The organism is Nocardia sp. GP40 (assembly GCF_050434125.1).
GTDB lineage: Bacteria > Actinomycetota > Actinomycetes > Mycobacteriales > Mycobacteriaceae > Nocardia > Nocardia albiluteola.
In genome coordinates this window covers 174114-200462 of the sequence record NZ_JBNPVW010000009.1, presented here as the reverse complement: position 1 = coordinate 200462, position 26349 = coordinate 174114, and the positions used below count along the sequence as shown (strand labels likewise).

Below are 26349 nucleotides of genomic sequence, written 5' to 3'. Positions count from 1 at the left end.
AAATTCTCCCCATGAGCAGCGCACCGCCCGGACTCCGCGAGTCCAAGAAGCGCGAGACCCGCCAGTCGATCTCCGATCACGCCACGCGCCTGTTCATCGCACGCGGCTTCGAGGCGACCACCATCGCCGAGGTCGCCGAGGTGGCGCGGGTCGCGAAGAAGACCGTGACGAACTACTTTCCGCGCAAGGAGGATCTGGCGCTGGACTATCACGACGAGTTCGTGGCATCGCTGGCCGCGACCGTCGCGGCCAGGGCGCCCGGCGAGTCGGCGCTGACCGCCCTGCGCCGCGAATTCCACGCCGCCGCAATCGATCACCACGCTTCCGCGGGGTTCGCGGACCGCGACTTCTGTCGCATGATCGCCGAGAGCCCCACCCTCACCGCCCGGCTGCGCGAACTGCACGAGCTACGCGAACGCGCGCTGGCACGGGCACTGCCCGGACCGGACATCCTGCGCCGCGCCGCGGCCGCCCAGTTCGGCGCCGCCCACCGGCTGCTGTTCGAGCGAGTCCAGGAACTCACCCTGGCCGGTTTCTCCCGCAAGCGTCTCACCGACACCCTCGTCACCGAGGCCAAACAGGTTTTCGACCTGCTCGAACCCGCCCTCGGCAGCTACGCCGCCGCCTGAGGCCACGGGCAGCCGTATGACGAATTTCTTACGGACGGCGGTTCGGTACCCCCGAATCGCCCGGCGGCGTCGAAGATCGAAGCATGACCTCCCTGCGACCGATCGCGGCCTGACCGATGCGGGTACTTCTCACCGGCGCGGCCGGTTTCATCGGATCCCACATCCACCGAGCGTTGACCGACGCCGGCGACGAGGTGGTGGCGGCCGACCTGATGCTCGCCGCCGCGCACGGCGCCGGTGCGGCGACACCCGACGGCATTCACCGGGTCGACGTGCGCAATCCCGAGGCCGTTGCCGCGTTGCTGCAGGGCATCGACGTCGTATGCCACCAGGCCGCAGTGGTGGGCGCTGGGGTCAGCGCGGCCGACGCGCCGGCCTATGCGAGCCACAACGACCTCGGCACCGCGGTACTGCTCGCGGCGATGGCACAGGCGCGGGTGCACCGATTGGTCCTGGCCTCGTCGATGGTCGTGTACGGCGAGGGACGCTACTGCACAGCCGATTCCGTGCCGGTCGTGCCCGCCCCGCGCGACCGGGCGGAACTGGACCGGGGCATCTTCGACCATCTCGATCCCGCCACGGGCGATCCGCTGCGCTGGGCGGCGATCGACGAGGACAGTCCGCTGCGCCCGCGCAGCCTGTACGCGGCGAGCAAGGTGGCACAGGAACATTACGCGGGCGCCTGGGCGGCGGCCACCGGCGGCACGGTCACCGCGCTGCGGTATCACAACGTCTACGGCGACGATATGCCCAGGGACACACCGTACTCCGGCGTGGCCGCCATCTTCCGGTCCGCGCTGGAGGCCGGGGAGGCGCCGCGGGTGTTCGAGGACGGCGCCCAGATGCGCGATTTCGTGCACGTCCGCGATATCGCCGCGGCCAATGTGGCGGCCGTCCACCGTCCGCTCCCCGGATTCGTGCCGCTGAACATCGCATCGGGCACCCCCATCACCATCCGCGAGGTCGCCGAGCTGCTCGCACGCGCCCACGACGGCAAACCCCCCGTCGTCACCGGCGAATACCGCCCCGGCGACGTCCGCCATATCGTCGCGAGCCCCGAAAGAGCCCGCACCCAGCTCGATTTCGCGGCCGTAATCACTCCGGCGCAGGGCATTACGGAGTTCGCCACCGCTCCGTTGCGTGCCGTCGCAGGCGCCGGTGCTCCGGAGTGGTGAACCACCAGCCGCCAGTCGGCCGACGCAGACTTCTCGACAGCTGGCGAGCGCAATGCCGTCAGCGACAATTGATTTCGTCGTCGAGATAGGCGTCGATACGAGCCGGCTCACTCGCCGTGACCATGAACGCACCCGTGCCTTCCGGCGAATGCGTAACTGGCGCGTCGGCGTCGAAGCCCGCATCAGTCATCTCAAACGAGGATTCGGACTGCGACGGACCCGCTCGAAAACGCCGGGCGGCGAGTCGCCCACCGCCCGGCGCTCTGCGAGCGGATCACACCTCCAGGTCCTCCTCGATGCCCTTGAGGTGGTGCCGGGCCAGGGCAAGGTTCGCCCGCGCCCGATCCAGAGCGAGGTAAAGGAACAGGCCCTGGGACTTGCGGCCGGTCATCGGCCGGATGATGTGGTATTGGCCGCATCCCGAGGGCCATACCGCTGTTGTAATCGACGACGGCGGCTCCGATCGCGCCGTCGATCGCCATCATTTCTTTGAGCGCCAGATCCAGATTGGACATGTGTGTTCCTAATCGGTGTTTGTTGCCTAGTCTTTTTCGGGGACCGTCAGATGGTCGGCGATCGTCCGAGCCACCGGCCGCGACTCCAGATGGAGCCGGCCGACGTTCACCTCGGAGCCCGCCAGCACGATCGTCTCGGGGACCCACGGATATCACCTGTTGAATCTGCTGAACGGCGACTTCGACGGTCGGCTCTTCGTGCACGTCCTGTTCGACGGCGACACCGGGAATCTGGCGATGGCGCGATTCCAGCTTCGGGGAATTCTGGGCGAATTGGCCGAGGACGGTCATGGCCGAGGAATGTGATTTCTACTATGGATTTCCGCTATTTTCTGTACATTCGCTCGGCGCATTGTGTACCGCCTGGTCTGCTGAAAATCTCACACGACAGACGGACAGGCCAGGGCACGGTGACCGATATTGACGGCTGTCTGCAACGCATCATGGACATCCCCGGTGCGTGCAGCGCGACGTTGGTGGACGGAGCGAGCGGTCTGGCGATCGCCGCGGCCGGTCGACACGATCTGGTGGACCAGCACGAGGACGCCGCAGCGACCACCGACGTGGTCCGTGCGGTACTGAGTCGGCGTTGTTGATCAGCAGGGCGTTGAGCTGGGTTTTCGGGGGTTGAGGAGGCCGAGTCGGCGTCTGAGAGTGAGGGCGGTGGGCGGCAGGCTTCGCCGATGTTGGTGACGCCGTCGAAGCGGCTGACGTTCCTGCTGGCTGACCTGCCGGTGGCTGTGCTGGGTCGGATGCGGTCGGACCGGGTGCTGCGCCGCGCCACACCACTACGGCTGCCGGGCACCAACGGTCGCCCGCGGCGGCACGGCGGTGAGTTCGTCTTCGCCGATCCGGCTACCTGGGGCGAGCCCGACACCGCTACTGCGACCGGAACCCGCCTTACGGCCCGGCTACTGCTAGATCATGGAATCGGTTGCATCCCAGGCTTACTCACCTCTCGTCCTGGGTCGCCCAGACCGGAACGTTGCCCGTTATCGAGGGCACCGTGATCCGGCTCGACATCGCGCGATTGCCGTCCGGGGCGATCCCGAAACCTGCCGATCTGAGACGCCGGTGGGAGAAACCCGCTGCCCTGCAACGGCTTACACCCGCCCGCGTCCGACGAGGATTTCGGCACCAACGCGCAAACATCGCCTGTCCCGCCAGTGCACCGAGACCTTCACGCCCCGGACCGGGCAGACCACCCGGTCACCGCAACCAGCACCCAGCACCCCGCTACGTGCCGCAGGCCCCTCTCACCGCACCACACACCCCGGGGGTTGTGGGATGCCGGCGAAGCGGTCGGCGAGGAAGTCCATGCCACCGAAGGCTTCGCCGGCGGCGGCTCCGATGTGCGTCGGGATCAGCGAGTGGATCGCGGTGAGGGTGGCACCCTGAGCACAGTAGGTATCGACGAGGGCGCTGTAGCCGGCAACGGGGATCTTGTCGTCGGTCACGCTGTGATACAGGTACAGCGGGGTGTCGGGGACGGTACGGCCGAGTTCATTGGGTGCGGCGGCGTTGCGAAAAGCGGGCTGCGCGAACAGGTTCGGGACCGAGGCGAAGTTATCGACATGGGCGTCGGAGTACTTCTGCGCCAGATCCGCACCGCAGCCGGAGGTGCCTGCGGCAAGCAACGCGCGGCGGCCCCGGTTGTTCAGCAAGTCGGCCAACCGGGAGCCGGGTTCATCGCGGGCCAGCCCGAGCAGGATCAGCATCACCCCGGAGCCGTCGGCGCGTTGTGCCATGGCCGGGATATCGGTGGGGATTCCGCCGGCGCTGGTGCCGACGAATCGCACGTCCGGTGCGTATTCCCGACGCAACTGCGTGGCCCACAGCGTGGCGAAGGCACCGCTCGAGTATCCCCAGGCGCCGATCGGGCTCGCGGCATCGATGCCTGCCGGCGAGAAGGACCGTGCGGCCCGGATTCCGTCCAAGACTCCACGCCCGGATGTCACGCCGTCGAAGAGCCGGGACTGCGGCCCCTCGTAATCGCTGACCACGACGGCCCATCCGCGCCGCAGTGCCTCCACGATGAACGGCGCATCCTGCATGGTGCTCGCCATGTCGGTGATGCGTCCGCCGCGCAGCGTGAACGACGGTGCACACCGGGTGTCGAGACTGTTCTCGGGTACTTGGTACGACAACACCGGCCGCGGCCCGCTCCAGGGCACAGGTGGCACCAGCACCGTGGTCACGTCCAGCTGCGGATGCTCTTCGGAATCGGTTGTGCGATACCGCAATTGCCACGCCGCCACCGGCGTCGACAGGCCGAGCAGTGGGATCGTCCGCGCCCCGAGCACCGCGCCGTTCGGATGTGACGCGAGGTCGGCGGGTGCGGCATAGAAGGGATCGTTACCAGGCAACAGCACCGCGGCTCGCGCGACCGGCATCGACAATGCCGCCGGCAGCATGATCACGGCAAGCGCAAGGGTCGCAAGCCATAGACTGCCGATCCGCAACCACATCACTGGTTGCCCGGGCGCGCCGTCGACCGACGGGCCAGGCACAGCGGTAGCCGAACACGCTGTGCGGCAAGCATTTTTCCGAGACGTCGGCAACATATGCCTGGATTCCATCGAGTCTCCCGCGTCCAACTTCCGACGCGCAGGCACTCTGGGCCCGCACCAACCCACCACTCGGGGTCGACGTCACGATAGCATAACAATATGACTACGAAGCAGATATGTTTCGACAACCATTGAGACCGCCCGGCCAGGAGGGGGAAATTCGCGAGACCGAGCCGATACCAGCACGGGTGATCCAGTAGACATGGCGGGCAATTGCCCGGCATACGCCCCAATCGCGCCATCCTGTGATCCGTAACACATTTGCATGCCCCGCAAAACCTGATGTAGGAGCCATAACCACGATGTGACCGGGGGTCAAGCATGAATGGCGCCACTGGAAATCCCGGCATCACCAAGCCGGCTTCAGCAAATGGCTAGTAGGGTGCGTTCGAGACCCCGAAAATGGCTGTGCGGAATCAAGGACACGTACACGGGGGCGCGAGCAGGAAGATGCGATGCCGATGCGGTTGCGGATGCGATGGGTTCGATGGCTTGTAACGGGGGTCATATCAGCAGCCGCATTCGCCACGGTGCCAGTGGTACCGGCAAGCGCCGATCCGGTCGATGACATCCCGGGTGGGCTGCAGTCGTTCTATCACCAGCAGCTGCACTGGAAGCCGTGTAACGACGCGGCGCTCGACCGTGCGGGGGCTCAGTGCGCGGGTGTCGTCGTACCGCTCGACTACAACCGACCGGACTCACGCACGCTGACCGTGGCGATCTCGCGTATCCCGGCCACCGACCCAGCCCACAGACGCGGGATCATGCTGTCCAACCCGGGCGGTCCCGGCGGTCCGGGCCTGGGCATGATGGTCGACCTCCGGGATCGACTCACACCGGATGCCCGTGCCCGGTACGACCTGATCGGCATGGACCCGCGTGGGATCGGCCGATCGGACCGACTGAGTTGTGCGCTGCCGCTGCCCACCATGTTGTTCTCGGCCGGCTTCGACGCCTTCGGCTACGCGCGCGACGCCGGCCTGGCCGCCGCGCTCGCGGCTTCCTGCGTAGCACCCGATCCCCAGAAGGCCCGGTTCATCACCACCCGCAATACCGCCCGAGACATGGATGTCATCCGCAGCGCATTCGGTGAACGCAAGCTCAGCTATTTCGGCGCCTCCTACGGCACCTACCTGGGTGCGGTCTACACGCAGATGTTCCCTCAGCACAGTGACCGGATTGTGCTGGACAGCGCGATCGACCCGGACCGCTACTGGATCGGCAGTTACCAGGACATGGGCGCCGTCAACGAGGCCGGGCTCGACGACTGGGCCATCTGGGCGGCCCGCCACGACGCCGACTACCATTTCGGTAGCAGCGGACCGCAGGTCCGAGCTTTTGTCGAGGACATGATCCAACGCTCCGCCGCGCATCCGGTCATCGGCAACGGCTATCTCATCGACGAACACACCGTACCGATGATGATGCTGGCGCTGTTGTCGAATCCGCGGAAGAACACCAACCTCGCCGAGGTCGTGCGGATCGTAGCCGACGCGGTGTCCGGGCTGCCCGTCAAAATGGAGCAGCTGAAGGCGAAGATCAGCGGTCCCGTTCCGATGGATGCCTCCGGCACGGCCGCAGTCCTGTGTGGCGACAAGGCCGCACCCCGAGATCCGGCCTGGTACTACCGCAACATCGAAAGCGTCCGGGCGACCCAACCGGTATTCGGTGCGTTCGCCAACAACATCACCGCCTGCGCGTTCTGGCCGGCCCCGATCGAGCCACCCACCGCCGTGCACAACCCGACACCAGCCCTGATCTTGCAGGCAACCCGCGACACCCGCGCCGCCTACCAGGAAGGCCTTGCACTGCACCGGGACCTCACAGCGTCACGAATGGTCACCCTGGCAGACACCCGCGTTCACAGCATCCTCGCCAACAACCTGAGCCAATGCGTGAACGACATCGTCAGCACCTACTTCCGTGACGGCACCCTCCCCGGTGCCGACCGCACCTGCCAGCACGACCCCAGCTACTAGCCAGCGTTTCACAAGTGGGTGAGAGCGGGATCGTTCGGGGTCGAACGCCGGCGGCCGGCCACCGGCGGAGCCCTTGTTCTTCCGGTTGGCCGCCTGATCCGTTTTCATCGGGATGGTGGCTTTGATCCCGCGTGAGTGCGCGTCCATGGCCCAGCCGCGGCACCGAGATCGCGTCGACGCCGTCCCAGAGCACGCCGACCCGGCGAGCGATCTCACCGCACGCAGCGTCACGCTGAAGTAGCGTCGAGCAGTGGCAGCAACACCTCGAAGCGGCACCCGACATCCTGGTTGCAGGCGCTGATTTCGCCGTGATGGGCCTGCACCAGGCCCGCCGCGATCGCCAGGCCCATTCCACTGTTGGAGCCGATGGCGGCGGTGGCGGCCGGGGAACGGGCCGCGGTGCCGCGGTAGGCGACCTCGAAGATGCGGGGTAGATCGTCCGGCGCGATGCCGGGGCCGGTGTCCGTGACGTGTGCCCAGGCCCGGTCGTCGTGCACACCGGACGAGATATCGATGCGGCCGCCCGGCGGGGTGTGCTCGATGGCGTTGGCCACGAGGTTGGTCAGCACCCGGGTCAGGGCTCGGTCGCTGGCCGCGACCATGATCTCCGAGCCGGGCTGGCGCGCGGTCAGGCTCACCCGCGCGCGCTCGGCGGTCGGCTGATTGGCCGCGGCCACCTCGTCGATCAGCTCGCGCAGGTCCACCGGCTCGAGCTCCAGCCGCAGCGCACCCGAGTTGATCTTCGACATCTCGAACAGGTCGTCGACCATCGTCGAGAGCCGGTTCGTCTCGCGCACAATCTGATTCGCGTATCGCTCGATGGTCTCGGGCTGGTCGATCACGCCGTCGACCAGCGCCTCGCCCATGGCGCGAATGCCGGCCAGCGGGGTGCGCAGATCGTGGCTGACCCACGCCACCAGCTCCCGGCGAGCGCGCTCCGCGGCACGCTCCTGCTCCCGCATCTGCCGCTCCCACACCATCTTCCGGGCCTGTACCCGGCCCAGCACGATCGCCGCCGGGACCGTGACAGCGGTCACCACCGCCAGCACCACCGCGATGCGCCACAGCTCGTCGGTGAACATCAGGCCGCTGACCGCGACCACCCCGACCAGGGTGGCCAGCGTCGGAATCAACACCAGCAGTACTAAACTGAAGGTCAGGCTGCGGTTGTGGGTCAGGCGCATCGCCAGCGCCCCCAGCGCCATGACCGGCACCGAACCCGCCAGCGCGTAGCCGATCAGCGCGAAGATGTCATGAGGCATCGGCGGACTCCTCTCCCGGCCGGCCCCAGGCATACCCGCGGCCCCAGATCGTTTCGATGCGATGTGCGGCACCGAGTTTCGCGCGCAGCCGCTTGATGTGCACGGTGACGGTGGACTGGTCGCCGAAGGTCCAGCCCCAGACCCGCTCGAGCAGTTCGGCCCGTCCGAACACCTGCTGCGGATGGGCGAGCAGGAAGGCCAGCAGGTCGAATTCGCGCGCGGTCAGCTCCACCCGGACGCCGTCCACCAGCACGGCCTGCGCATCGGACCGCAATTCGATGGCGCCACTGCGCAGTGGCTGCTCGGCCGCGACCGGGGACCGCTGCGCCCGGCGCAGCACCGAGGCCACCCGCAACGCCAACTCCCTGGGGCTGAACGGCTTCACGATATAGTCGTCCGCGCCGGACCGCAGGCCCAAGACCCGGTCCTCCTCCTCGCCCAGCGCGGTCAGCAGGATGATCGGCATGTCGGGATGCTCGCCGGACCGCACGGCACGGCACAGGTCGATGCCGTCCGGGGGCGGCATCATCACGTCCAGGATGGCCAGATCGATCTCGTTGCGCGCCAGCACTTCCGCGGTCGAGGGACCATCGGCCGTCTCCACCACGGTGAGCCCGTCGCGCTCGAGATAGCGGCGCACCACCTCGCGGACCACCACGTCGTCGTCGGCTACCAGAATGCGCATCGAATCACCAGTTCGTCATCAGTAGATGGTTGATCAGCGGTGCCGCCACCGCCTGTGTGGCCAGCCAGTAGTGCGCGCCGCGGCGCGGCAGCAGGGCCGTCCCGGCGAGCACCCACATATCGAACGGCAGCCAAATCCGTTCTGTCTCCGCCTTACTGAGGCCGCTCAGGTCCGCGGCCAGGATCGCGACGAGGCCCGCCGCCGCCAGCAATGCCGCCGGATCGACCCGCACCCGCCACCGCTCGAGCCAGACCGGCTCCCGGCGAAGCCACGCCATTCTCCTCGGCGTCGCCGATATCCCCGCACTACCACCGGTACTCTCCCGATCGGCGACCGCGACGCCTGCGGCCCTCGGCGCGCGGTCCGCTGCCGGCACCGATCCGGCCCCACCCGGAGCAGCGGGGGCGATACCTGTTCTCACGTCCGCACTTTCGACCTGCCGCATTCGTGCGCCCTCGTCCGGACGCCGCGCGCGCCGGCTCCCCCCGCGGCTTCCGGCCGAGCTCACACCGAACCGGTTCGGCGCCAACGGTTCCACGACTCCGCGGACCACCCGGTGCAGCGCCCCGGCGGCCGCCAGTCCCACCGCGCACACCGTGGCCGCGAGATTGCCCCAGACCCAATAGCTGTACGGCCGCTCCGAGGCGATGCCCTGGTAATACCGTTGCACCACAAGGTGATAGCCGTCCAGCCACCAGAATCCCGCGGCGGCGAACGCCGCCACCACCAGCGCCACACCCACCAGCGTGACCAGCGCGGGCAGCGCCCCGCGCACGCCCCGCGCGAGCAGTACCGCGGCCGCCGGGACGACCATGAGCGTGAGCCCGTAATTGAGGAACAGCCCGTATCCGAACAGCAGCCCCGACGCCAGCGCGGGGAAGGGCCATCCGGCGCGACGGCGGGTCGCGACGGCCAGTAGTGCGACGGCCCAGGCCGTCACGCCGGTAAACAGCGCGTCGGCCGACACACCGATCCACACCGCAGCGGGCGCGAGAACCAGGAAGGGCACCACGGCGCGCGCCCGCCCGGGCGAGCCCAGCGCATTCAGCGCAACCGGAACGGCGGCGGCCGCGCTGCACCCGGCCAGCACGACCACCCAGGCCGCGGCGGCCCCACCGCCCAGGCCGATCCGGTCCATCAGCACGAAGGTCAGCAGCGCGCCCGCGGGATGCCCGGAGACGTGGGTGGGCCACGAGTCGGGCCGGAAATCCAGGATGCGGCCGGAGAATCCGCGCAGCATCGCGCCGACGTCGGTGATCCGATGCGCGGTGTAGAGATACTCCTCCTGCCGCGCCAGCCGATCGCCGGCCCATCCGGTCTTCCAGCCGTCGATCATCGCCAGCGAGAACGTCCACGCGACCGAGGTGAGCCAGGCCAGCACCAGCGTCGGCCGCCATGGCAACCTGTGGGCAAGTCCGGGCCCGAACAGGACGACGAGCACCGCGACGGCGATCGCGGGACCGGTCCCCCAGCCGATGTGCGGCCCCCAGATTCCGAAGATCGGTGCGGCCGCCGCGTACAGATGCTCGGACCAGGCACGGCCCTTCACGAACGGCAGCGCGAAGGCCGCGGCCACCAGCACCGCCGCCGCAGTGGCACACAACAGATCGGCGCGGACGCCGGAACCGGGACGCGCCGGGGCGGTCGTTTGCTGGTGCACAGGGTTCACCCTAAGCCGCGGCATCGGCCACACCGACGGATCCACCGGTCGCCACCACACCCCGTCATACTTTTGTCACCGGTTCGCTTGGCCGAATTCGGTGGTCGCGGGCCTACGGTCGGAAGTTGTGAGCAAGCTTGCGAGCGAATCAGCAAATGCCGCGGAGCCGGAGCGCCGACCGGCCGGAGCGCCGGAGGACACCGTGGGCGCGCCGGAGGTCACCGTGGTGATCCCGTGCCACAACGAGGCCGGTGCGCTCCCCGGCGTGCTGGCGGCCGTTCCGTCCGGGTTCCGCGTGATCGTGGTGGACAACGCGTCCACCGACGACACCGCGGCCGTCGCGCGGGCGGCCGGGGTCACCGTGGTGCGAGAACCGGTTCCCGGCTACGGCTCGGCGGTCCATGCGGGTGTTCGCGCGGCCGATACCGAACTGGTGGCCGTGCTCGACGGCGACGGATCCATGGATGCCGCCGAATTGTCTTTCCTGCTGGGCGAATTGGACGCGGACGTCGACATGGTGGTCGGCCGCAGGCGGCCGGTCGGCGCGGGCGCCTGGCCCTGGCATGCCCGTGCGGGCAACCTCCTGATCGCCGCGCTGCTGCGGCGCCGGCACGGCCTGCAGGTGCACGACATCGCCGCCATGCGGGTTGCCCGCCGCGAACGACTTCTGGCGCTGGGGCCGTTGCATCCACGCTCGGGATATCCGCTGGCGCTGCTGATACGCGCGGCCGATGCCGGATGGCGGATCGTCGAGCGCGACATCAACTACCGACCCAGAACCCATGGCGTATCCAAGGTTTCGGGGTCGGTGCGCGGCACCCTGCGGGCGGTCCAGGATTTCTGGAGCGTGCGATGAGTGAGCCGACGGCCGCGACGCAGCCGGAGATCGCCGCGACACTGCTCGTGATCGCGAAGTCCCCGATCGCCGGATTCGCCAAAACCCGTCTCACACCGCCATTTTCGCCGCGCGAGTCGGCTCAGCTGGCGGCCGCCGCACTGCTGGACACCCTGGCCGCGGTGCGGCACAGCGGCGTCCAGCATCGCATGGTGGCCTGGACCGGCGATCTGTCCCGGGCCGAGCGGTCCGACGAATTGTCCACAGCGCTGGAGGAATTCGAGCTGGTACCGCAGCGCGGCGACAGCTTCGGGCAGCGGCTGGCCAATGCCCACGCCGACGCCGCCCGGCTGGGATTGCCGGTCCTGCAGATCGGCATGGACACCCCGCAGGCCGGTCCGGCACTGCTCGCGGTGTCGGCCTCGCTCCTGCTCGAATGCGGCGATTCCGTACTGGGCCCCGCGGCCGACGGCGGCTGGTGGGCGCTCGGACTGACCGACCCGCGCCCGGCCCGCACGCTCGCCGAGGTACCCATGTCGACCGACCGCACCGGCGAGCTGACCCGGGAGGCCCTGAGCCGCTGCGGATGCCGGGTGCGCAGGCTGCCGATTCTCACCGATGTGGACACGGTCGAGGACGCGCTCACCGTGTCGCGGGAGTACCGCGGCCGCTTTTCCCGGGCCGTCGAGCGATTCCGCGCTCCGGCGGCACCTCTGGTCGTCCCGGTCTGATACCGCGCCCGCGACACCGGCGCCGCGGGATTCAGCTCGCGACCGAGTTCAAGGCCGCGACGAGCCCGGCCGCCCGGAGGTCCTCCGCGCCCTCGATGATGTAGTTGGTGACATACGCGAAGGCCAGCCCCCGGCTCGGATCGGCCAAGGCCAGCGATCCACCGCGGCCGGGATGCCCGAACGAGTCGGGACCGGCGAACTCCAGGCTCGCGGTGGGGAGCATGTATCCGCTGGCGTAGCGGTCCGGCATCATCATCACCCGGTCGATGCCCTCGGCCTGCTCGCGCACGGCATCGGCGAGCGTGGCCGGGGACAGCAGGCGCATGCCGTCCACCTCCCCGATCAGCGCGGCATAGAGCCGGGCCAGCCCGCGCGCGGTGCCGATGCCGTTGGAGGAGGGAAACTCCGCGGCCTGCACCTCGTAGGAATCGAAGTCCGGATCGGCCGGATCGGTGACCTGGAATGCCCGGTTGATCAGGTGGTCAGGATCCTGCATGGCGGCGAAGATCCCGCGAAACGCCTCGGGGATGTCCTCGATGGCCACGCTGCCGAGCTCGGGCCTGGGCGCGAAGACCAGTCGCGCCACCCGGGCGCGCTCGGACTCGGGCAGGCCGATGAAGAAGTCGATCCCCAGCGGGCCCGCGATCTCCTGTGCCACGAAACGGCCGGGCGTCAGGCCGGTGATCCGGCGCACGACCTCCCCGACCAGCCAGCCGAACGTCCGCCCGTGGTAACCGTGGGCGGTACCCGGCGTCCACTGCGGGCGCTGCGCGGCCAGCGCCTCGACCATCGGATCCCAGCTCAGCGCGGCCGCGAGCGGGACCGCCCTGTCCAGGGCGGGCAGGCCGGCCCGATGGCTCAGCAGCCAGCGCACCGGTATCTCCCCTTTGTCCGCAGCGGCGAATTCCGGCCAGTACCGCGCGACGGGCGCGTCGAGATCCAGCTGCCCCCGCTCGACCAACAGGTGGGCGGCGGCCGCCAGCACCCCCCTTGGTCGCCGAATAGACCAACGCGGCGGTGTCGCGCTCCCAGGGACGATCGGTCGCCGGATCGGCGAGGCCGCCCCACAGATCCACCACCGGGCGACCGTCCCGGTAGATCGCGACCGCGGCGCCGACATCCCCGTGCTCGGCGAAGTTGCGCTCGAAGGCCTCTCGCACCGGCTCGAATCCGGGCGCCACAGTTCCACTCACCGTCATGGCTCACCCCAACGCTCGATCCGAGCGCTCTATTCCAGCTCGACGCGGCCCCACTTGGGGCCGCGTCGAGGCAATATCGTTGGCGAACAATCCGATCCGTTCGGATCGCTACCGTGATCGGTGCCCGGATTCGTGCTCGGCATCCTCGTGCCCGGCATGGCCGTGCGCGGAGTGATCCTGCTCGCTATGACTGTGCTCGGCGTGGACGTGCTCCGCATCCTCGTGTCCGGCATGGCCGTGCGCAGAGTGATCGTGCTCGGCATCCTCGTGTCCGGCATGGCCGTGCGCGGCGTGATCGTGCGCGCCATTACCGTGCTCGGCATGATCGTGCGCGGCGTGATCGTGCCCCGCATGATCATGCTCGGCATCCGGTGAACCACCCATCATGCGCAGCATGGGAATTCCGCCGGTGCGCACGAAGCGGATCACCAGAACCGCCGCGAGCACCAGGAATACGATGTTGAGCCAGGTGGTGTAGTTCCAGCGGATGCCCTCGGCCATCACCATCGCGTTGCGTGCGTGCGGGGTGAGCCCCGTTGCGCCGAAGAGGATTTCGACGAGGTAGCCGGCGCCGGCCATGGCCAGGTAGAACACGCCCAGCAGGGTCAGCATCATGCGGGTGCCGTAATACTTGCGGTAGATGTTCAGGATCGGCAGGATCAGCAGGTCCGCGAAGATGAAGGCGGTCACGCCTCCGAAACTGATGCCGCCGTTCCACAGCACCGCCGCCAGCGGCACATTGCCGATCGAGCAGACGAACGAGGCGATCGCGACCAGCGGCCCGACCAGCGGCCCCCACACCGCCGAGAGCAGCGGATGACCCTCCAGAAAGAAGCTCTGCCAGAACCGATCCGGAACCCACGCGCCGATCGCGGCCGCGATCAGCAGCCCGATGACCAAATCGCGCAGGATCGCCGCCCACTCCATCACGAAAACGTGGGCGACGGAGGTGAATCCGCGCGGTGACAGCAGCCGCCGCAGGAACGATCCGTCGCCGGAGACCGACATGTCCATGGCCGCATGGCCTTCCATCGATCCGGCCAGCCCGCGCTCGGCCTGCTCCCGCGCCGCCTCGACCAGGCGCGAGCGCACGAACAGCCGGAACAGCACCGCCACCAGCACGATCATGATCGGGCCGCCGATGAACTCGGCCGCGGTGAACTGCCAGCCCAGCAGCAGCGCCAGGATGATGCCGAGTTCGACGACCAGATTGGTCGAACCGATCTCGAAGGCCATCGCCGCGGTGAAGTTCGCCCCCTTGCGGAACAGCGAACGCGCCAGGGCAACCGCGGCATAGGAGCACGAGGACGAGGCCGCCCCGAGCACCGATGCGACCGCCAGCGTGCGGGGCCGGTCATCGCCGAGCAACCGCACGATCGTGGACTTGCGCACCACCGCCTGCACCACCGCCGAGAGCGCGAAGCCGAGGACGAGCGCCCACAGGATCTCCCATGTCATAGACCCCGCCAGCGCCAGCGCATGCACTATCGCGTGCCATACCGTCTGCATCTGCCCACCTCACTCACCATCGACCTGCTCGAACCTCAGATAACCTATACCCCCTATGGGTATCTGGCAAGCGCGGCTCACCGCGGACCGGCAGACGACGACGCCGTGTGCGCCGGAACCAGGTCCGGCGCCCACGGCGTCGATTCGGCGTGAGCCTCGCGTCAGAACCCGGCCAGGCGCGGGATCAGTTCACCCGCCCGCTCGGCGTACTCCAGCGGATCCACGCCCGGGTCCGGCATGACATCCAGCTGCGTAATCCCCAGCCCCGCATAGCGTTCGGCATCGGCGACGAACGCGTCGGCGTCGTCGAGGACGGGGCCCAGGTAGGTCACCGTCTTACGAATGGCGTCGTAGTCGCGACCCTCGGCATCGCAGTGCTTGCGCAGCACGTCGAGCTTGTGGGTCACGTCGTCGATGCCGGAACCGAACAGGTTGCAGGCATCGGCGTAGCGCGCGACGAACAGCAGGGTCTTCTTCTCACCGCCGCCGCCGATCAGAATCGGAGGCCGCGGCCGCGTCAACGGCGCGGGCACGCACAGGGTCTCGGCAAGCTGATAGATCTCGCCCTTGTACGGGCCGTTGTTGTCGCTCCACATCTGCAGGCAGATCTGCAGCGTCTCCTCCAGCCGCTCGAACCGCTCGCCCATCGGCACGAGCGGAACACCCAGCGCGAGCTGCTCGCGTTCGTACCAGGAGGCGCCGATGCCCAGCTGCGCGCGCCCGCCGGACAGCACGTCCAGGGTCGCGACGATCTTGGCCAGCAGACCCGGATAGCGGTACATCACGCCGGTCACGAGGACCGCCAGCCGCATCCGCTCGGTCAGCGCCGCGACATACCCCAGGGTGGTGTACGCCTCGAGCATCGGCTCCTCGGCGACGCCGCGGTGCTCCATCTGGAAATAGTGGTCCATCACGGTGAATTCGGCGAATCCGACCTGCTCCGCGAGCTGGGCGGTGCGGCCGAGGGTGGTCGCGATGCGGGCGGGGTCCGCCGGGGTCGAATAGTTCCAGTAATGCAGGCTCAAATCCATGCTGCGTATCCCTTCGCCGGGCGGGCAGGGGACGGACATATCCCCCGACCGTCTCACCCTATCGGGATCGCGGGCCGGTTGCGGCGAAGAGGGCGAGCGCTAGCGAGCCGGGGATGCGAGCCGGCGCGGGGTGATCCGGCCCGCCGCCACGAGCACCCGGTGAGCCGCCGCCTTGCGCGGGCAGTCCGACACCGTGCAGTCCAGATGCTCCTGCATGATGCGGTGTGCCTCGGGCACCTCGGGCGCGTGCTCCGGCGCACCGTGCCCGGCGAGCAGTACGGGGATGGGGGGAAGGCTCTCCGCGACGATGCGCTCACGGATCTCCGCGACGCTGCGGCCGCTGGGCAACCGCTCCGGGCGCAGCCGCATCAGCACACCGGCCATCGCGCCGGCCATGACCATGGTGGCGGCGAAGATCTGCCAGCTGCCCATCATTTCACCTCCGCGAACACGAGAACCGAAGGATCGACCACGAACTCGGGAATTGTGTTCATCGCTCTCTTCTAAAGTCGTGAATTTCCTTGTTGGAGAGGGGGTTACAGAACATTGGAGAGGTGTTACACATGCAGCATCGGCGTCAGGTGCACCGATACATCGTTGACCGCGACCCGCGCCGCGGTGAGACGGCCGCAGACGTAGGATCCCGCGGGGCCGTCGGTGGTCCACACGCTCGCGCAGGGCCCGTACGGATCGTTCGCCAGCGCGATGGCCTGCTCGGCATCGGCGACTCGCACCACCGGCAGTACCGGGCCGAGGGTCTGCTGAGTGAGCACGGACATCGCCGGATCGACATCGACGAGCACGGTCGGGGCGAAGATGTGCCCGGAACCGTGCCCTCCCGCGCGCACCACGGCGCCGCGCTTCACCGCGTCCTCGACCTGGTTCTTCACCTGGCTCACGTGCGCGGCCGAGGTCATGACCTCGACGGTGGTGTCGTCGGGATCCTGGGCGCCGAAGGCGTCGACCTCGTCGACGAGACGATCGATGAAGGCGTCGTAGATCGGGGATTCGACGAAGACCCGCTCGATGCAGCTGCAGCTCTGCCCCGACCCGGCCAGACCGCCCAGGGCGATCCCGGCGGCGGCGCGGCCGATGTCCACCCCGGTCAGCACCACCGCCGACGATTTGCCCCCCAGCTCGAGGCGGCACGGAATCAGCCGTGCGGCCGCGCGTAGCGCGATGACCTTGCCGGTCTCGGGCGAACCGCTGAAATGCACAAAATCGACGGCGTCGACCAGGGCGGGCCCGGCCTCGTGACCGGTCACGAAATCCAGCACGGGCGGCGCACCGAGCTCGGCCCAGCCGATGACCAGGGCGCGCAGCGTCAGCGGCGTCACCGAGGACGGCTTGACCACCACGGCCGATCCGGATAGCAGCGCCGGGATGACCTCGAACAGCGCCGCGGCCAGCGGGTAGGCCCAGGGGGAGATGACACCGACGACCGCGCAGGGACGCTGGGCGATCGCGAGCTGCAGCGACGCGTTCGGCACGCCACCGGTGCGCACTCGCCGCGACTCGAGGAATTCCGCCCCGCGCGTGCGGTGGTAGTCCAGTGCGTCGATGCCGATCCGGAACTCCCGATACGCTGCGGCGACCGGTTTGCCGGTTTCCGCGGCCAGCGACCCGACGACCATATCCTCGTTGCCCAGCAACCAGTCTCGGAACTTGGTGAGCCAATTCGCCCTGCCGACGGCGCCCATCGAGCGCCACAGGACTTGCGTTTCGCGTAGGCAGGAGACCACCGCCTGCACCCGGTCGGGCGAGTGCATCGGCAAGGTACCCAGCACCCGGCCATCGGCCGGCGCGGACACGGTGATCCAGGCATTCCTGGCATTCGAGGGAACCGACAGCATTTTAGAATCACTCCGGACGCGTCGAGTATGGAAGTGCCGCAGGGCGAACGCACAGCTCACCGGCAGATTGAACAAATGACCGGGTCGACAAGGGGGGCCGATCACGATGCGGCATACGAGAAACCGTATGGCTATCGTGAAGATTCAACCAGCGCAGTTTGGGCCAGGAATCGGCGAATATGGGACGTACCCAGCAACTTACCGTCGAGTAAACTGAACGGCCGCACAGCATTCCGGCACAAAACGGCCGGGCTCATGTGCCACCCACCGAACTTCGGCGTCATGGGATTCGCGGTGATCAGCAGCCCATCGATGCGGCGGGCCGCCGAGATCGCCATGCAGTACGCCGATCTGACGGTCACCTTCGCCGAGCACACGCTCACGGACCACGGCGAGGAGTTCCGGTTCATCCGCGACGATCACGCCATCCCCGCCGATATTCACCGGTTCGTCCTCGAGCGCGATCCGGCCGCCGTCGCGACCGTGCAGCAGGACGTGCTGGGGTCGCGACTTCCGATCATCCGCGCCGAGGATCGCCCTGGAGGCCGTCCTGGTAGGCCACAGTGCCAGCCTGAATCTCCCTCTGCCACAAGAAAATCCGGGCGTGCACACGCTGCGCCGGAGGCTGGCCGGGAGGGCACCACCTTCCGCGAGGTCAGCAACGAGACCGTCGGACTACTGGCCGAGGAAATGCTCATCGCCGGGCTCACCGTCGAACACGCCGCCGAGCGGCTGGGGTACTCGAGCGTCTCGGCCTTCGCCACCGCGTTCCGGGGCTGCAGGGCCAGTCGCCGGGCACCTTCGCCCGCGCGCACCACGGCCGGGTATCGACCGGCGCACAGCCGCCGCGCCGTGTCGTTACCAACTCATCTACAGCGAATCGCCCGCTAATACTCAAACTGGGATTATTCTGCCAACATGACAACCAGCAAAGAGGGAGTTTACGTGGGGCCGCTGCAGCAGCTGGCCCGTGGTGCGTGGCAGTCACTGCTGGTCATCGGCATTCTGTCGGTGGTCATCGGGATCATGATCCTGGTCTGGCCGGGGCCGACGCTCGTCGTCGCCGGCATCCTGTTCGGCTTCTACCTGGTGATCTCGGGCGTGCTGCAGCTGATCGCGGCGATGGGCCCGCACATCGGCACCGGTATGCGGGTGTTATCGATCGTGAGCGGCATCCTGTCGTTCATCCTGGCGGTGTTCTGCTTCCGCCACATCGGTGACTCGCTGATACTGCTGGCGCTGTGGATCGGCATCAGCTGGCTGTTCCGCGGCATGGCGGCGCTTATCGGCGGCGCGGAGGCCCCCGAGGGCACCAAGAACAAGGGCTGGACAATCTTCTTCGGCATCATGCTGCTGATCGGCGGCGTGGCCCTGGTGGTGTGGCCGATCCACTCGATCGCGGCGCTGACCATCGTCACCGGCTGGTGGCTGCTGGTCATGGGCATCATGGAGGTGATCGAGGCGTTCGGGGTGCGCAGCGCGGCCAAGCAGGCACCGAGCGAGCTGTAATTCCGGGCTCGTCAGTACGACAATTCCGGGCTCGTCAGTACGACGCGGGCAGTCCCAGGGTGTGCTCGCCGACATAGTTGAGCACCATCTCCCGGCTCACCGGGGCGGTGCGCATCAGCCTTGCGGTGAACCACATCTCGGCCAATCCGTATTCGGCGGTCAGACCGTTGCCGCCGTGCACCTGGATGGCCTGATCCAGCGCCCGCAGTGAGGCCTCCGCGGCCGCGAATTTCGCCATGTTGGCCGCGCCTGCGGCATCGCCCCCGGCGTCGAACTGCTGCGCTGCCGAGCGGGTCGCCAGGCGCGCCAGCTCGACCGCGATATGACATTCGGCCAGCGGATGCGAGATGCCCTGGTGCGCGGCGATGGGAACCGACCACACGCGGCGCTGCTTGGCGTAGTCCACGGCCTTGGCGATGGCGTAGCGGCCGATGCCGCCGCTGATCGCCGAGGCCAGAATGCGTTCGGGGTTCAACCCGGCGAACACCTGTGGTAATCCCCTGCCGGGCAGGCCGATCAGCGCATCCGGACCCAGCCGGACCTCGTCCAGGAACACCGTGAACTGATGGTCCGGCGAGACAACCACGGTCTGCAGCGGATGCAGCGTCACCCCCTTCGCGCCGGAGGGAACCACGAACAGCGACAGCGGATTCCGGCGCTCGTCGACCACATCGATCGCGCGCGCGACCACGAGCAGCGCGTCGGCCTCATCGGCCGCGGAGATGAATTGCTTTGCCCCCGAGAGTATCCAGCCGTCCCCGTCCGCCCGGGCGAAGGTACGCAGCACATGTGAGTTGGATCCGGCATCGGGTTCGGTGAGCGCGAAGGCCATCTTGCGGCTGCCCTCGGCCAGGCCGGGCAGCCAGTCCCGCGCGAGTTCCGGCGAGCCGTGCGCGGCGATGATGGACCCGCAGATGGCCGGCGATATGACCGTCAGCAGCAACGGAATACCATGCGCGGCAAGCTCTTCGACAACAATCGACAATTCGGTCAGACCCGCGCCGCCACCTCCGTGCGCGGCGGGAAGGTGCACCCCGAGCATCCCCGCCGCACCCAGATCGGCCCACAGCTCACCGAGTTTCGCGCCGGAGCGGGATCGCTCCAGAAAGTATTCCGCCCCGTACTTCGCCGCGATCTGCGCGACGGCCTCGCGCAGCAACTGCTGATCGGGAGAATCGACGACGAGACCCTGCACGACTGCCCCACTGTCCCTCGAATGCCGGATCTCAACGGTACCCGAAGCACCCCGTGCCATATGGCCGTTTCGTAGGGTGGGCGAATGCATATCTGCGTCTTCCTCTCCGCCGCCGATCTCTCCGAGCGCTACACTGTGCCCGCGCGCGAGTTCGCCGAGCTACTCGGCGGGGGCGGGCACACCCTGTTGTGGGGCGGGTCGGACGCGGGCCTGATGAAGGTCGTCGCCGACGGCGTGCAGAGCAGCGGCGGCCGCCTGGTGGGGGTGTCCGTCGAATTCCTGCGGGCCAAGGCCCGCGCCGGGGCCGACGAGATGATCGTGGCGGCCGATCTGGCCGAGCGCAAGGCGCTGCTGCTCGAGCGGGCGGACGCGGTGGTGGTCATGGTCGGCGGGACCGGGACGCTGGACGAGGCCACCGAGATCCTGGAGCTGAAAAAGCATGGGCTGCACCACAAGCCGGTGGTACTGCTCAATACCGCCGGATTCTACGACGGCCTGCGGGAGCAGTTCGAGCGCATGGAGGCCGAGGGGTTCCTGCCGTTGCCGCTGGCCGAGCTCGCGCACTTCGCCGACACACCCGCGGAGGTAATGACGTACCTGGAGTCGCGCCTCTGACCTCCGATACGGCAGAACGCAACAACAATTTGGAATATCGACGGCCGGTTTTCAGTTAGGTGGACATGGAAACCAAATAGGCTGTCGGATGATGCCGCAGCGCGGCATCCCGCCCCCTTCCGAACAGGAGAACGCCATGTCCACTCCCATCGGCCTGACCGCGGGTACCTGGGTCATCGACCCCGCACACTCCACCCTCGGCTTCAGCGTGCGCCATCTGATGGTCAGCAAGGTCCAGGGCCGCTTCAGCGACTTCTCGGGCGAGCTCGTCGTCAACGAGGACGGCACGGCCCATGCCTCCGTGCAGATCAAGGTCGACTCGGTAACCACGGACAACGATCAGCGTGACGCCCACCTACGCACCGCCGACTTCTTCAAGGCCGAGGAATTCCCGGTCGCGACCTTCACCGCCACCGGAATCCGCCCCGACGGGGAGGACTTCACCGCCGAGGGCGACTTCACCATCCGCGGGAACACCAAGCCCGTCAAGCTGAACGTCGAGTTCCTCGGCGTCGACCCCGGCATGGGACAGGGCCCGGTCGCCGGATTCGAGGCCAAGACGACCATCAACCGCCGCGATTTCGGCATCACCATCGATATGCCCCTCGAGGGCGGCCGTGTCGTCATCGGCGACAAGATCGAGCTCACCCTCGCCGTCGAGGTGGGCCTGAAGGGCTGAGGATCCTCGCGCCGATGGAGCAGGCTCCATCCGATCCGAAGCGGAGCGGAAGCAGTTCGGAAGCGAGTCGGAGACCAGTGAGGGCGGGCCCGCTCGGCCCGCCCTCACCACGTCGACACAGAATTCAGCGCACCACCTCGAACTGGTCGCCCGGGCGCAGGTAGTCGTAGAACGCTCGTGCGCCGTCCGGGGTCATCCGGATGCAGCCGTGCGACTTCTCCTGGATCGGGCCGATGTGGGTGGCGATGTCACCGTTGAAGAACACCGCGTAGCGCATCTCGGCGTGGTGCATGGTGCTCCAGTGGTACCACTCCTTGGACGCGACATGGAACACGCCCGGCGGGGTCTCGAACCCGGGCCGCCCGTGCGAGATCGGGGTCGGGCCGAAGGTGACCTTGCCGTTGTCCATCAGCCATGCCAGATTCGAGGACAGCTGCAGGCAGGCACGGGTGCCGGGGGTCGTGCACGGCGCACTGACCGATTGCTGCGGATTGACCACCGCCAGGCCGGGCAGGGCCGGTCCGCCGGGCCAGAGCGAGTCGCCGGGGGTCATCCCGACCCTGGGGCCGCCGGGCCATAACTGGGTGGTATCCGACGCTCCCGGAATCGTAAGACCGCCCGGAAGCACCGGCGCGGCGATCGAAAATCCGGAAAAATCCGCCACATCCGGCGCCGCCGGGGCTGCAGGGGCCGCAGGGGCCGCAGGGGCCGGGCCCGCCATGATCATCGCCGCGAATCCGATGCCCGCGAATATCGCCAGTCGCGCGGCACCGTTGCGGAAACGCTTGCTACTCATCACTTTTCGCACCTCTTCCCCATACGCCACGTCGTTGTCGCCGATCCGGGAGTGCTCGAACCGCCCCACGACATGGTGCGCGAGGCATGCGGAAATCATCCCCGACCAGCACACTCGGGGCAATCGCGGCGCGCGGGAAAAGACCGGAGAGTTTTCAGCCGGCCAGCGCATGGGCGGCGGTGTAGCCGAGCAGGGCCGCACCGAGACCGGCGATCACGCTCACGGTCACATTCATCACCGCGTAGAAGTAACAGCGCTGCTCGAGCAGCCGCAGCGTCTCGAAGCTGAACGTGCTGTAGGTGGTCAGCGCGCCACAGAAGCCGGTGCCGAGCAGGGCCATGACCGGGTTCGAGACGGCCGCGCCGGTCAGCGCGCCCAGGATCAGGCAGCCGGCCAGGTTGACGGTCAGGGTGCCCCACGGGAACGGGCTGTCGTGACGCGTGCCCACGGCACGGTCGGTGAGGTAGCGGGCCGGCGCGCCGAGGATCGCGCCGAGGAAGACCAGTACCAGGGTCATGCGCGCGCCCCCTCCTTCTCGGTGTCTCGCGGTATTCGCCTGCGCAGCACCAGCGTTCGAGTCGACATCACGCCCCCGAGCACGGCGAGCATCGCCGCGAGCAGCGTCCCGGCCAGGTATCCGAACGCCAGGTAGACGGTGCCGGGCTGCAGCAGGTTCCGCGTCTCGACGGCGTACGTGGAGAAGGTGGTGAACCCGCCCAGGAAGCCGACGCCGAGAAAGGGCCGCACCAGCCGGTGCCCGGTCCACACCTCGGTGATCAAGACCATCAGGACACCGATCGCGAAGCATCCGATGACATTGGTGAGGAAGGTGCCCCAGGGGAACTGCCCGGGCCGGGTCGGCAGCAGACGCGCCAGGCCGAACCGGGCCTCGGCGCCGAGCGCGCCGCCCACGGCGATGACGGCCAGCACCGGCCCCTGGTCGCGCAGCCAGGCGCGGCGCGAACTCCTCGCGCGGGCATCGGCTCTCTCGGCAAGACGGACTCGGGGCATCACAGACTCCTACTCGAACATGAAAGTACTGGTCAAGTAGGGACTGTTGGCGGCGCGGCGGCCGCGGTTGTTCCGAGTGGAAGTGGCGAGCCCCACCGCCACGTCACTACACGGTAGCCGGTCTCGACTCCGTGACCGGTGCAGTGTGGTGATCTTCACGCGGTGTCCCGGCCCCGCGATGCCGGTGGTGGATGGCCTGCCAGATGCGGTCGCGGGTCAGCGGCAGGTCGGTGAACCGGATCCCGGTGGCGTCGCGCAGGGCGTTGGCCAGGGCGGGGGCGACCGGGTTGAACGGGCTCTCGCTCATGGATTTGGCGCCCAGCGGGCCGATGGCGTCGCAGGTCTGCATGAACACCACCTCGGTGCGCGGGACGTCCGCGAAGGCGGGCAGCCGGTAGCGGCGGAACGCCGCGGTACTCACCTCGCCCCGTTCGTCCAGGCGCACCTGCTCGAACAGCGTGGCGCCCAGCGCCTGCGCCACCCCGCCCTCCACCTGGCCGCGGCACTGCATCGGGTTCATCACCTTGCCCGCGTCGGCGGCATGCACGCTGCGCAGGATCGCCAGCTCACCGGTGTCCGGGTCGACCGCCACCCGGAACAGCTGGGCGTTGAAGGCGACCGAACGCGGTGTTCCACCCCAATGCCCCTCCCCGGCAAGGGTTTTGCCCTGCTCCGCCGCGATTCGGTGCAGATCGGTGAGCAGCAGTTGCCGATCACCGCACACCACCGCATGCGCATTCAGGTGGCAGCGCTCGCGCGGCACACCGAGATGCTCGGCGGCTACCTCGCAGAGCGTTTCGGCCAGGGCGCTGCTCGCATACAGCGTGGCCTTGCCCGCGACGACGGTTCCGGTGGATCCGAACGCGCCCGTATCGTGCCGCACCACATCGGTATCGGACTGCCGGATCGCGATCCGGTCCGCATCGGTGGCCAGTTCCTGCGCGGCGATCTGGCGGTGCACGGTGGTGGTGCCGTTGCCGAATTCCGCCGTACCGACCGCCAGGTCGTAGGATCCGTTGGCCAACAGTGTGATTCGCGCATCGGCGAAGTGCCCGCCGGGCGGGCCGGTGGCGATCATCGACAGCGCGACGCCGGTACCGGTCAGCCAGCCGGCGGGGGCGGGCGGAAACGGCTCGGCGCGGGCGCGGCGGATTACATCGAAGCATTGGCCCAGGCCATAACTGGCGATCTGCAGATCCTCCTCGTGTCCGCCGGGAGTGATCATCGGCTCATCGGGGCCGATCATGTTGGCCTCGCGGAAACTCAGGGCGTCGATGTCCAGGCGACGGGCCAGCTCGTCCATCACCGATTCCATGCCGAACACGACCTGCCCCAGCCCGTATCCCCGGAACGCACCGGCCGGAACGGTATTGGTGTAGACGGAGTACCCGTCGACCTTCTTGTTCGGGCAGCGATAGACCGCGAGTGATTCGCCGACGCCGTGGAACAGCACGGCCGGGCCGTGATTGCCGTAGGCGCCCGTGTTGGCGACGACGCGCGCCTCGAGCGCGCTGAGCGTGCCGTCGGCACGCGCACCCGCCTTGATGTGCACGGTGAACGGATGCCGGGTGGTCGCGCCGTAGAACTGCTCCGCGCGTGTGTATTCCAGCTTCACCGGTCGGTGCAGCCGCAGCGCGGCGAGGGCGATGACATCCTCGACGATCATCTCTTGCTTACCGCCGAAGCCGCCGCCGACCCGCCCCGCCAGCACGCGCATGCGCTCGAGTGGGAGATCGAACAGCGCGCACAGCGCGCGACGGGTCAGAAACGGTGTCTGCGAGCTGGTTCGGATGGTCAGGCGGTCGTCCTCGTCGAACCAGGCCACCGCCCCGTGCGTCTCCAGGCTCGCGTGCTGCACGCGCTGGGTGTTGAAGGTCTGCTCGTAGACGACCGCGGCCTCCTCGAATCCGGCTGTCACATCGCCGATTTCGCCATGTACCTCGCCGACGATATTGCGTTCCGGCCGGGCGATGCGCGCGAGCTCGGCCGGCTTGTCGTGCACGACGGGCGCGCCCGGGCGCATCGCCTCCTCCGGATCGAGCACATAGGGCAGCACCTCGTACCGCACCTCGATCGCGCGGCAGCCCGCCTCGGCGGCGCCCTCGCTGTCGGCAACCACCGCGGCGACGCGCTGGCCGACGTAGCGCACCACGTCGTCGAATACCCGGGTGTCGTCCGGATCCTCTTGTGGATGTTCGTGGCGCGCGGTGGAATAGCGGCGTTCGGGGGCGTCGTGGTGGGTGAAGACCGCGCGCACGCCGGGTATCCGCAGCGCCGCGGTGGTGTCGATGTCGAGGATGCGCGCGTGCGGGTGGGGCGAGCGCAGCAGCTTCATGTGCAGCAGTCCCGGCACATCGATGTCGAAGGTGTAGCGGGCGGTTCCGGTGACGACCTGCGGCCCGGCGGGGGCGCCGAGGTTGCTGCCGACCGTGGCTCCTGCCTCGGGGTTCTCGGTGTGCCGCACGCCGCGGATTGCGTCCTCGATCGCGCGGTATCCGGTGCAGCGGCACAGATTTCCCTTCAGCGCCCGCGGCAGGTCGGAGAGTTGCGCCTCACTCAGGGCGGCGGTGGTCATCAGGAATCCGGCGGTGCAGAAGCCGCATTGAAAGCCCTGCGCGTCCAGGAAGCGCTGCTGCACCGGATGCAGGCCGTCCGCGCGGGCCAGCCCCTCGACGGTGGTGACCCGGTGGCCGTCGGCCCGGAAGGCCGGAAACAGGCAGCTGTGCACCGGATTACCGTCCATATGCACGGTGCACGCCCCGCAGTCGCCCGCGTCGCAGCCCTTCTTGACCCCGAACCAGCCGCGCTCGCGCAGGTACGTGCGCAGGCATTGCCCGGGACGCGGATCCTCGTCGAAGTCCTTGCCGTTTACCTGAATTCGGAAGCCCATGGTTATCTCCTCTCGATTCGG

Annotated in this window: 26 protein-coding genes and 3 pseudogenes; 12 read left to right on the top strand and 17 right to left on the bottom strand. The window is 68.3% G+C overall.

Going from position 1 to position 26349, the window contains the following annotated elements:
* Window positions 1-11 precede the first annotated feature (11 nt).
* Window positions 12-629: a TetR/AcrR family transcriptional regulator gene (locus ABH933_RS26430; protein WP_429426113.1), complete on the top strand. Its 618-nt coding sequence runs from the start codon at window positions 12-14 to the stop codon at window positions 627-629.
* 116 nt (window positions 630-745) lie between these two features.
* Window positions 746-1804, top strand: a complete 1059-nt coding sequence (locus ABH933_RS26425) for an NAD-dependent epimerase/dehydratase family protein (protein ID WP_429426115.1) — start codon at window positions 746-748, stop codon at window positions 1802-1804.
* 58 nt (window positions 1805-1862) lie between these two features.
* On the opposite strand, the gene ABH933_RS26420 is transcribed toward ABH933_RS26425, so the two are convergent.
* Both ABH933_RS26420 and ABH933_RS26415 read right to left on the bottom strand, forming a co-directional pair.
* A complete protein-coding gene (locus tag ABH933_RS26420; RefSeq protein WP_429426425.1) occupies window positions 1863-1994 on the bottom strand; it encodes a hypothetical protein in 132 nt (43 codons plus the stop codon).
* A gap of 84 nt (window positions 1995-2078) precedes the next feature.
* Window positions 2079-2319 (bottom strand): annotated as a pseudogene (locus ABH933_RS26415) (hypothetical protein).
* Window positions 2320-2478: 159 nt separating this feature from the next.
* On the opposite strand from ABH933_RS26415, the gene ABH933_RS26410 reads away from it, so the two are divergent.
* The 3 genes from ABH933_RS26410 (at window position 2479) to ABH933_RS26400 (ending at window position 3329) form a co-directional block, all read left to right on the top strand.
* Window positions 2479-2625 carry a hypothetical protein gene (locus ABH933_RS26410; RefSeq protein WP_429426117.1) on the top strand — a complete coding sequence of 49 codons (147 nt, stop codon included), beginning with the start codon at window positions 2479-2481 and terminating at the stop codon, window positions 2623-2625.
* A 104-nt stretch (window positions 2626-2729) separates the two neighbouring features.
* Window positions 2730-2915 (top strand): hypothetical protein, encoded by a 186-nt coding sequence (locus ABH933_RS26405; RefSeq protein WP_429426119.1) that lies wholly within the window; start codon window positions 2730-2732, stop codon window positions 2913-2915.
* An 87-nt stretch (window positions 2916-3002) separates the two neighbouring features.
* Entirely contained in the window at window positions 3003-3329 is a 327-nt protein-coding gene (locus ABH933_RS26400) for a transposase (protein WP_429455126.1), read from the top strand.
* Between the two features lie 246 nt (window positions 3330-3575).
* Here ABH933_RS26400 and ABH933_RS26395 read toward each other — a convergent pair whose 3' ends face one another.
* Window positions 3576-4829, bottom strand: coding sequence for a lipase family protein (locus ABH933_RS26395; RefSeq protein ID WP_429426121.1), 1254 nt, complete (start codon window positions 4827-4829; stop codon window positions 3576-3578).
* A gap of 590 nt (window positions 4830-5419) precedes the next feature.
* Here ABH933_RS26395 and ABH933_RS26390 point away from each other — a divergent pair.
* Entirely contained in the window at window positions 5420-6868 is a 1449-nt protein-coding gene (locus tag ABH933_RS26390; RefSeq protein WP_429426123.1) for an alpha/beta fold hydrolase, read from the top strand.
* A 227-nt stretch (window positions 6869-7095) separates the two neighbouring features.
* On the opposite strand, the gene ABH933_RS26385 is transcribed toward ABH933_RS26390, so the two are convergent.
* From ABH933_RS26385 to ABH933_RS26375, 3 genes are read right to left on the bottom strand one after another with little or no spacing between them, the layout of a single operon-like run.
* Window positions 7096-8130 (bottom strand): sensor histidine kinase, encoded by a 1035-nt coding sequence (locus ABH933_RS26385; RefSeq protein ID WP_429426125.1) that lies wholly within the window; start codon window positions 8128-8130, stop codon window positions 7096-7098.
* On the bottom strand, window positions 8120-8815 hold the full coding sequence (locus ABH933_RS26380) for a response regulator transcription factor (RefSeq protein ID WP_215921271.1): 696 nt from the start codon (window positions 8813-8815) through the stop codon (window positions 8120-8122). Before ABH933_RS26380 ends, ABH933_RS26385 begins: the two co-directional genes overlap by 11 nt.
* A 4-nt stretch (window positions 8816-8819) precedes the next feature.
* Window positions 8820-10475, bottom strand: a complete 1656-nt coding sequence (locus ABH933_RS26375) for a hypothetical protein (protein WP_429426127.1) — start codon at window positions 10473-10475, stop codon at window positions 8820-8822.
* A gap of 202 nt (window positions 10476-10677) precedes the next feature.
* Here ABH933_RS26375 and ABH933_RS26370 point away from each other — a divergent pair, with 202 nt between their 5' ends.
* Window positions 10678-11331 carry a glycosyltransferase family 2 protein gene (locus ABH933_RS26370; RefSeq protein WP_215921637.1) on the top strand — a complete coding sequence of 218 codons (654 nt, stop codon included), beginning with the start codon at window positions 10678-10680 and terminating at the stop codon, window positions 11329-11331.
* A complete protein-coding gene (locus tag ABH933_RS26365; protein ID WP_429426129.1) occupies window positions 11328-12041 on the top strand; it encodes a TIGR04282 family arsenosugar biosynthesis glycosyltransferase in 714 nt (237 codons plus the stop codon). The genes ABH933_RS26370 and ABH933_RS26365 overlap by 4 nt, the downstream gene beginning before the upstream one ends.
* Before the next feature lie 31 nt (window positions 12042-12072).
* On the opposite strand, the gene ABH933_RS26360 is transcribed toward ABH933_RS26365, so the two are convergent.
* The 6 genes and pseudogenes from ABH933_RS26360 to ABH933_RS26335 form a co-directional block, all read right to left on the bottom strand.
* Entirely contained in the window at window positions 12073-13026 is a 954-nt protein-coding gene (locus ABH933_RS26360) for a serine hydrolase domain-containing protein (RefSeq protein ID WP_429426131.1), read from the bottom strand.
* A 61-nt stretch (window positions 13027-13087) separates the two neighbouring features.
* Window positions 13088-13240, bottom strand: a pseudogene (locus tag ABH933_RS26355) (esterase); the annotation flags it as partial.
* Window positions 13241-13567: 327 nt separating this feature from the next.
* Window positions 13568-14749 (bottom strand): annotated as a pseudogene (locus ABH933_RS26350) (permease); the annotation flags it as partial.
* A 161-nt stretch (window positions 14750-14910) separates the two neighbouring features.
* Entirely contained in the window at window positions 14911-15780 is an 870-nt protein-coding gene (locus ABH933_RS26345) for an LLM class F420-dependent oxidoreductase (protein ID WP_429426132.1), read from the bottom strand.
* Window positions 15781-15879: 99 nt separating this feature from the next.
* On the bottom strand, window positions 15880-16212 hold the full coding sequence (locus ABH933_RS26340) for a hypothetical protein (RefSeq protein ID WP_429426134.1): 333 nt from the start codon (window positions 16210-16212) through the stop codon (window positions 15880-15882).
* Between the two features lie 125 nt (window positions 16213-16337).
* Entirely contained in the window at window positions 16338-17633 is a 1296-nt protein-coding gene (locus ABH933_RS26335) for an aldehyde dehydrogenase family protein (protein WP_429426136.1), read from the bottom strand.
* 27 nt (window positions 17634-17660) lie between these two features.
* Here ABH933_RS26335 and ABH933_RS26330 point away from each other — a divergent pair, with 27 nt between their 5' ends.
* A complete protein-coding gene (locus ABH933_RS26330; protein WP_429455124.1) occupies window positions 17661-18524 on the top strand; it encodes an AraC family transcriptional regulator ligand-binding domain-containing protein in 864 nt (287 codons plus the stop codon).
* Between the two features lie 27 nt (window positions 18525-18551).
* The gene (locus ABH933_RS26325; RefSeq protein WP_429426140.1) at window positions 18552-19142 is read left to right on the top strand and encodes an HdeD family acid-resistance protein; all 591 of its coding nucleotides are present in this window, start codon (window positions 18552-18554) and stop codon (window positions 19140-19142) included.
* A 34-nt stretch (window positions 19143-19176) separates the two neighbouring features.
* Here the strand turns inward: ABH933_RS26325 and ABH933_RS26320 are convergent, their stop codons facing one another.
* Window positions 19177-20337: an acyl-CoA dehydrogenase family protein gene (locus ABH933_RS26320; protein WP_429426142.1), complete on the bottom strand. Its 1161-nt coding sequence runs from the start codon at window positions 20335-20337 to the stop codon at window positions 19177-19179.
* 84 nt (window positions 20338-20421) lie between these two features.
* On the opposite strand from ABH933_RS26320, the gene ABH933_RS26315 reads away from it, so the two are divergent.
* On the top strand, window positions 20422-20952 hold the full coding sequence (locus ABH933_RS26315) for a TIGR00730 family Rossman fold protein (protein ID WP_429426144.1): 531 nt from the start codon (window positions 20422-20424) through the stop codon (window positions 20950-20952).
* 136 nt (window positions 20953-21088) lie between these two features.
* Complete coding sequence (locus ABH933_RS26310; protein WP_429426146.1) at window positions 21089-21631, top strand: YceI family protein; 543 nt, start codon at window positions 21089-21091, stop codon at window positions 21629-21631.
* 124 nt (window positions 21632-21755) lie between these two features.
* On the opposite strand, the gene ABH933_RS26305 is transcribed toward ABH933_RS26310, so the two are convergent.
* From ABH933_RS26305 to ABH933_RS26290, 4 genes are all read right to left on the bottom strand, one after another.
* The gene (locus tag ABH933_RS26305) at window positions 21756-22427 is read right to left on the bottom strand and encodes a L,D-transpeptidase (protein ID WP_429426148.1); all 672 of its coding nucleotides are present in this window, start codon (window positions 22425-22427) and stop codon (window positions 21756-21758) included.
* Window positions 22428-22581: 154 nt separating this feature from the next.
* On the bottom strand, window positions 22582-22944 hold the full coding sequence (gene crcB, locus ABH933_RS26300) for a fluoride efflux transporter CrcB (RefSeq protein WP_215921293.1): 363 nt from the start codon (window positions 22942-22944) through the stop codon (window positions 22582-22584).
* Window positions 22941-23438, bottom strand: coding sequence for a fluoride efflux transporter CrcB (gene crcB, locus ABH933_RS26295; protein WP_429426150.1), 498 nt, complete (start codon window positions 23436-23438; stop codon window positions 22941-22943). The genes crcB (ABH933_RS26300) and crcB (ABH933_RS26295) overlap by 4 nt, the downstream gene beginning before the upstream one ends.
* A 106-nt stretch (window positions 23439-23544) precedes the next feature.
* A complete protein-coding gene (locus ABH933_RS26290) occupies window positions 23545-26328 on the bottom strand; it encodes a molybdopterin-dependent oxidoreductase (protein WP_429426152.1) in 2784 nt (927 codons plus the stop codon).
* Between the last annotated feature and the right edge of the window lie 21 nt (window positions 26329-26349).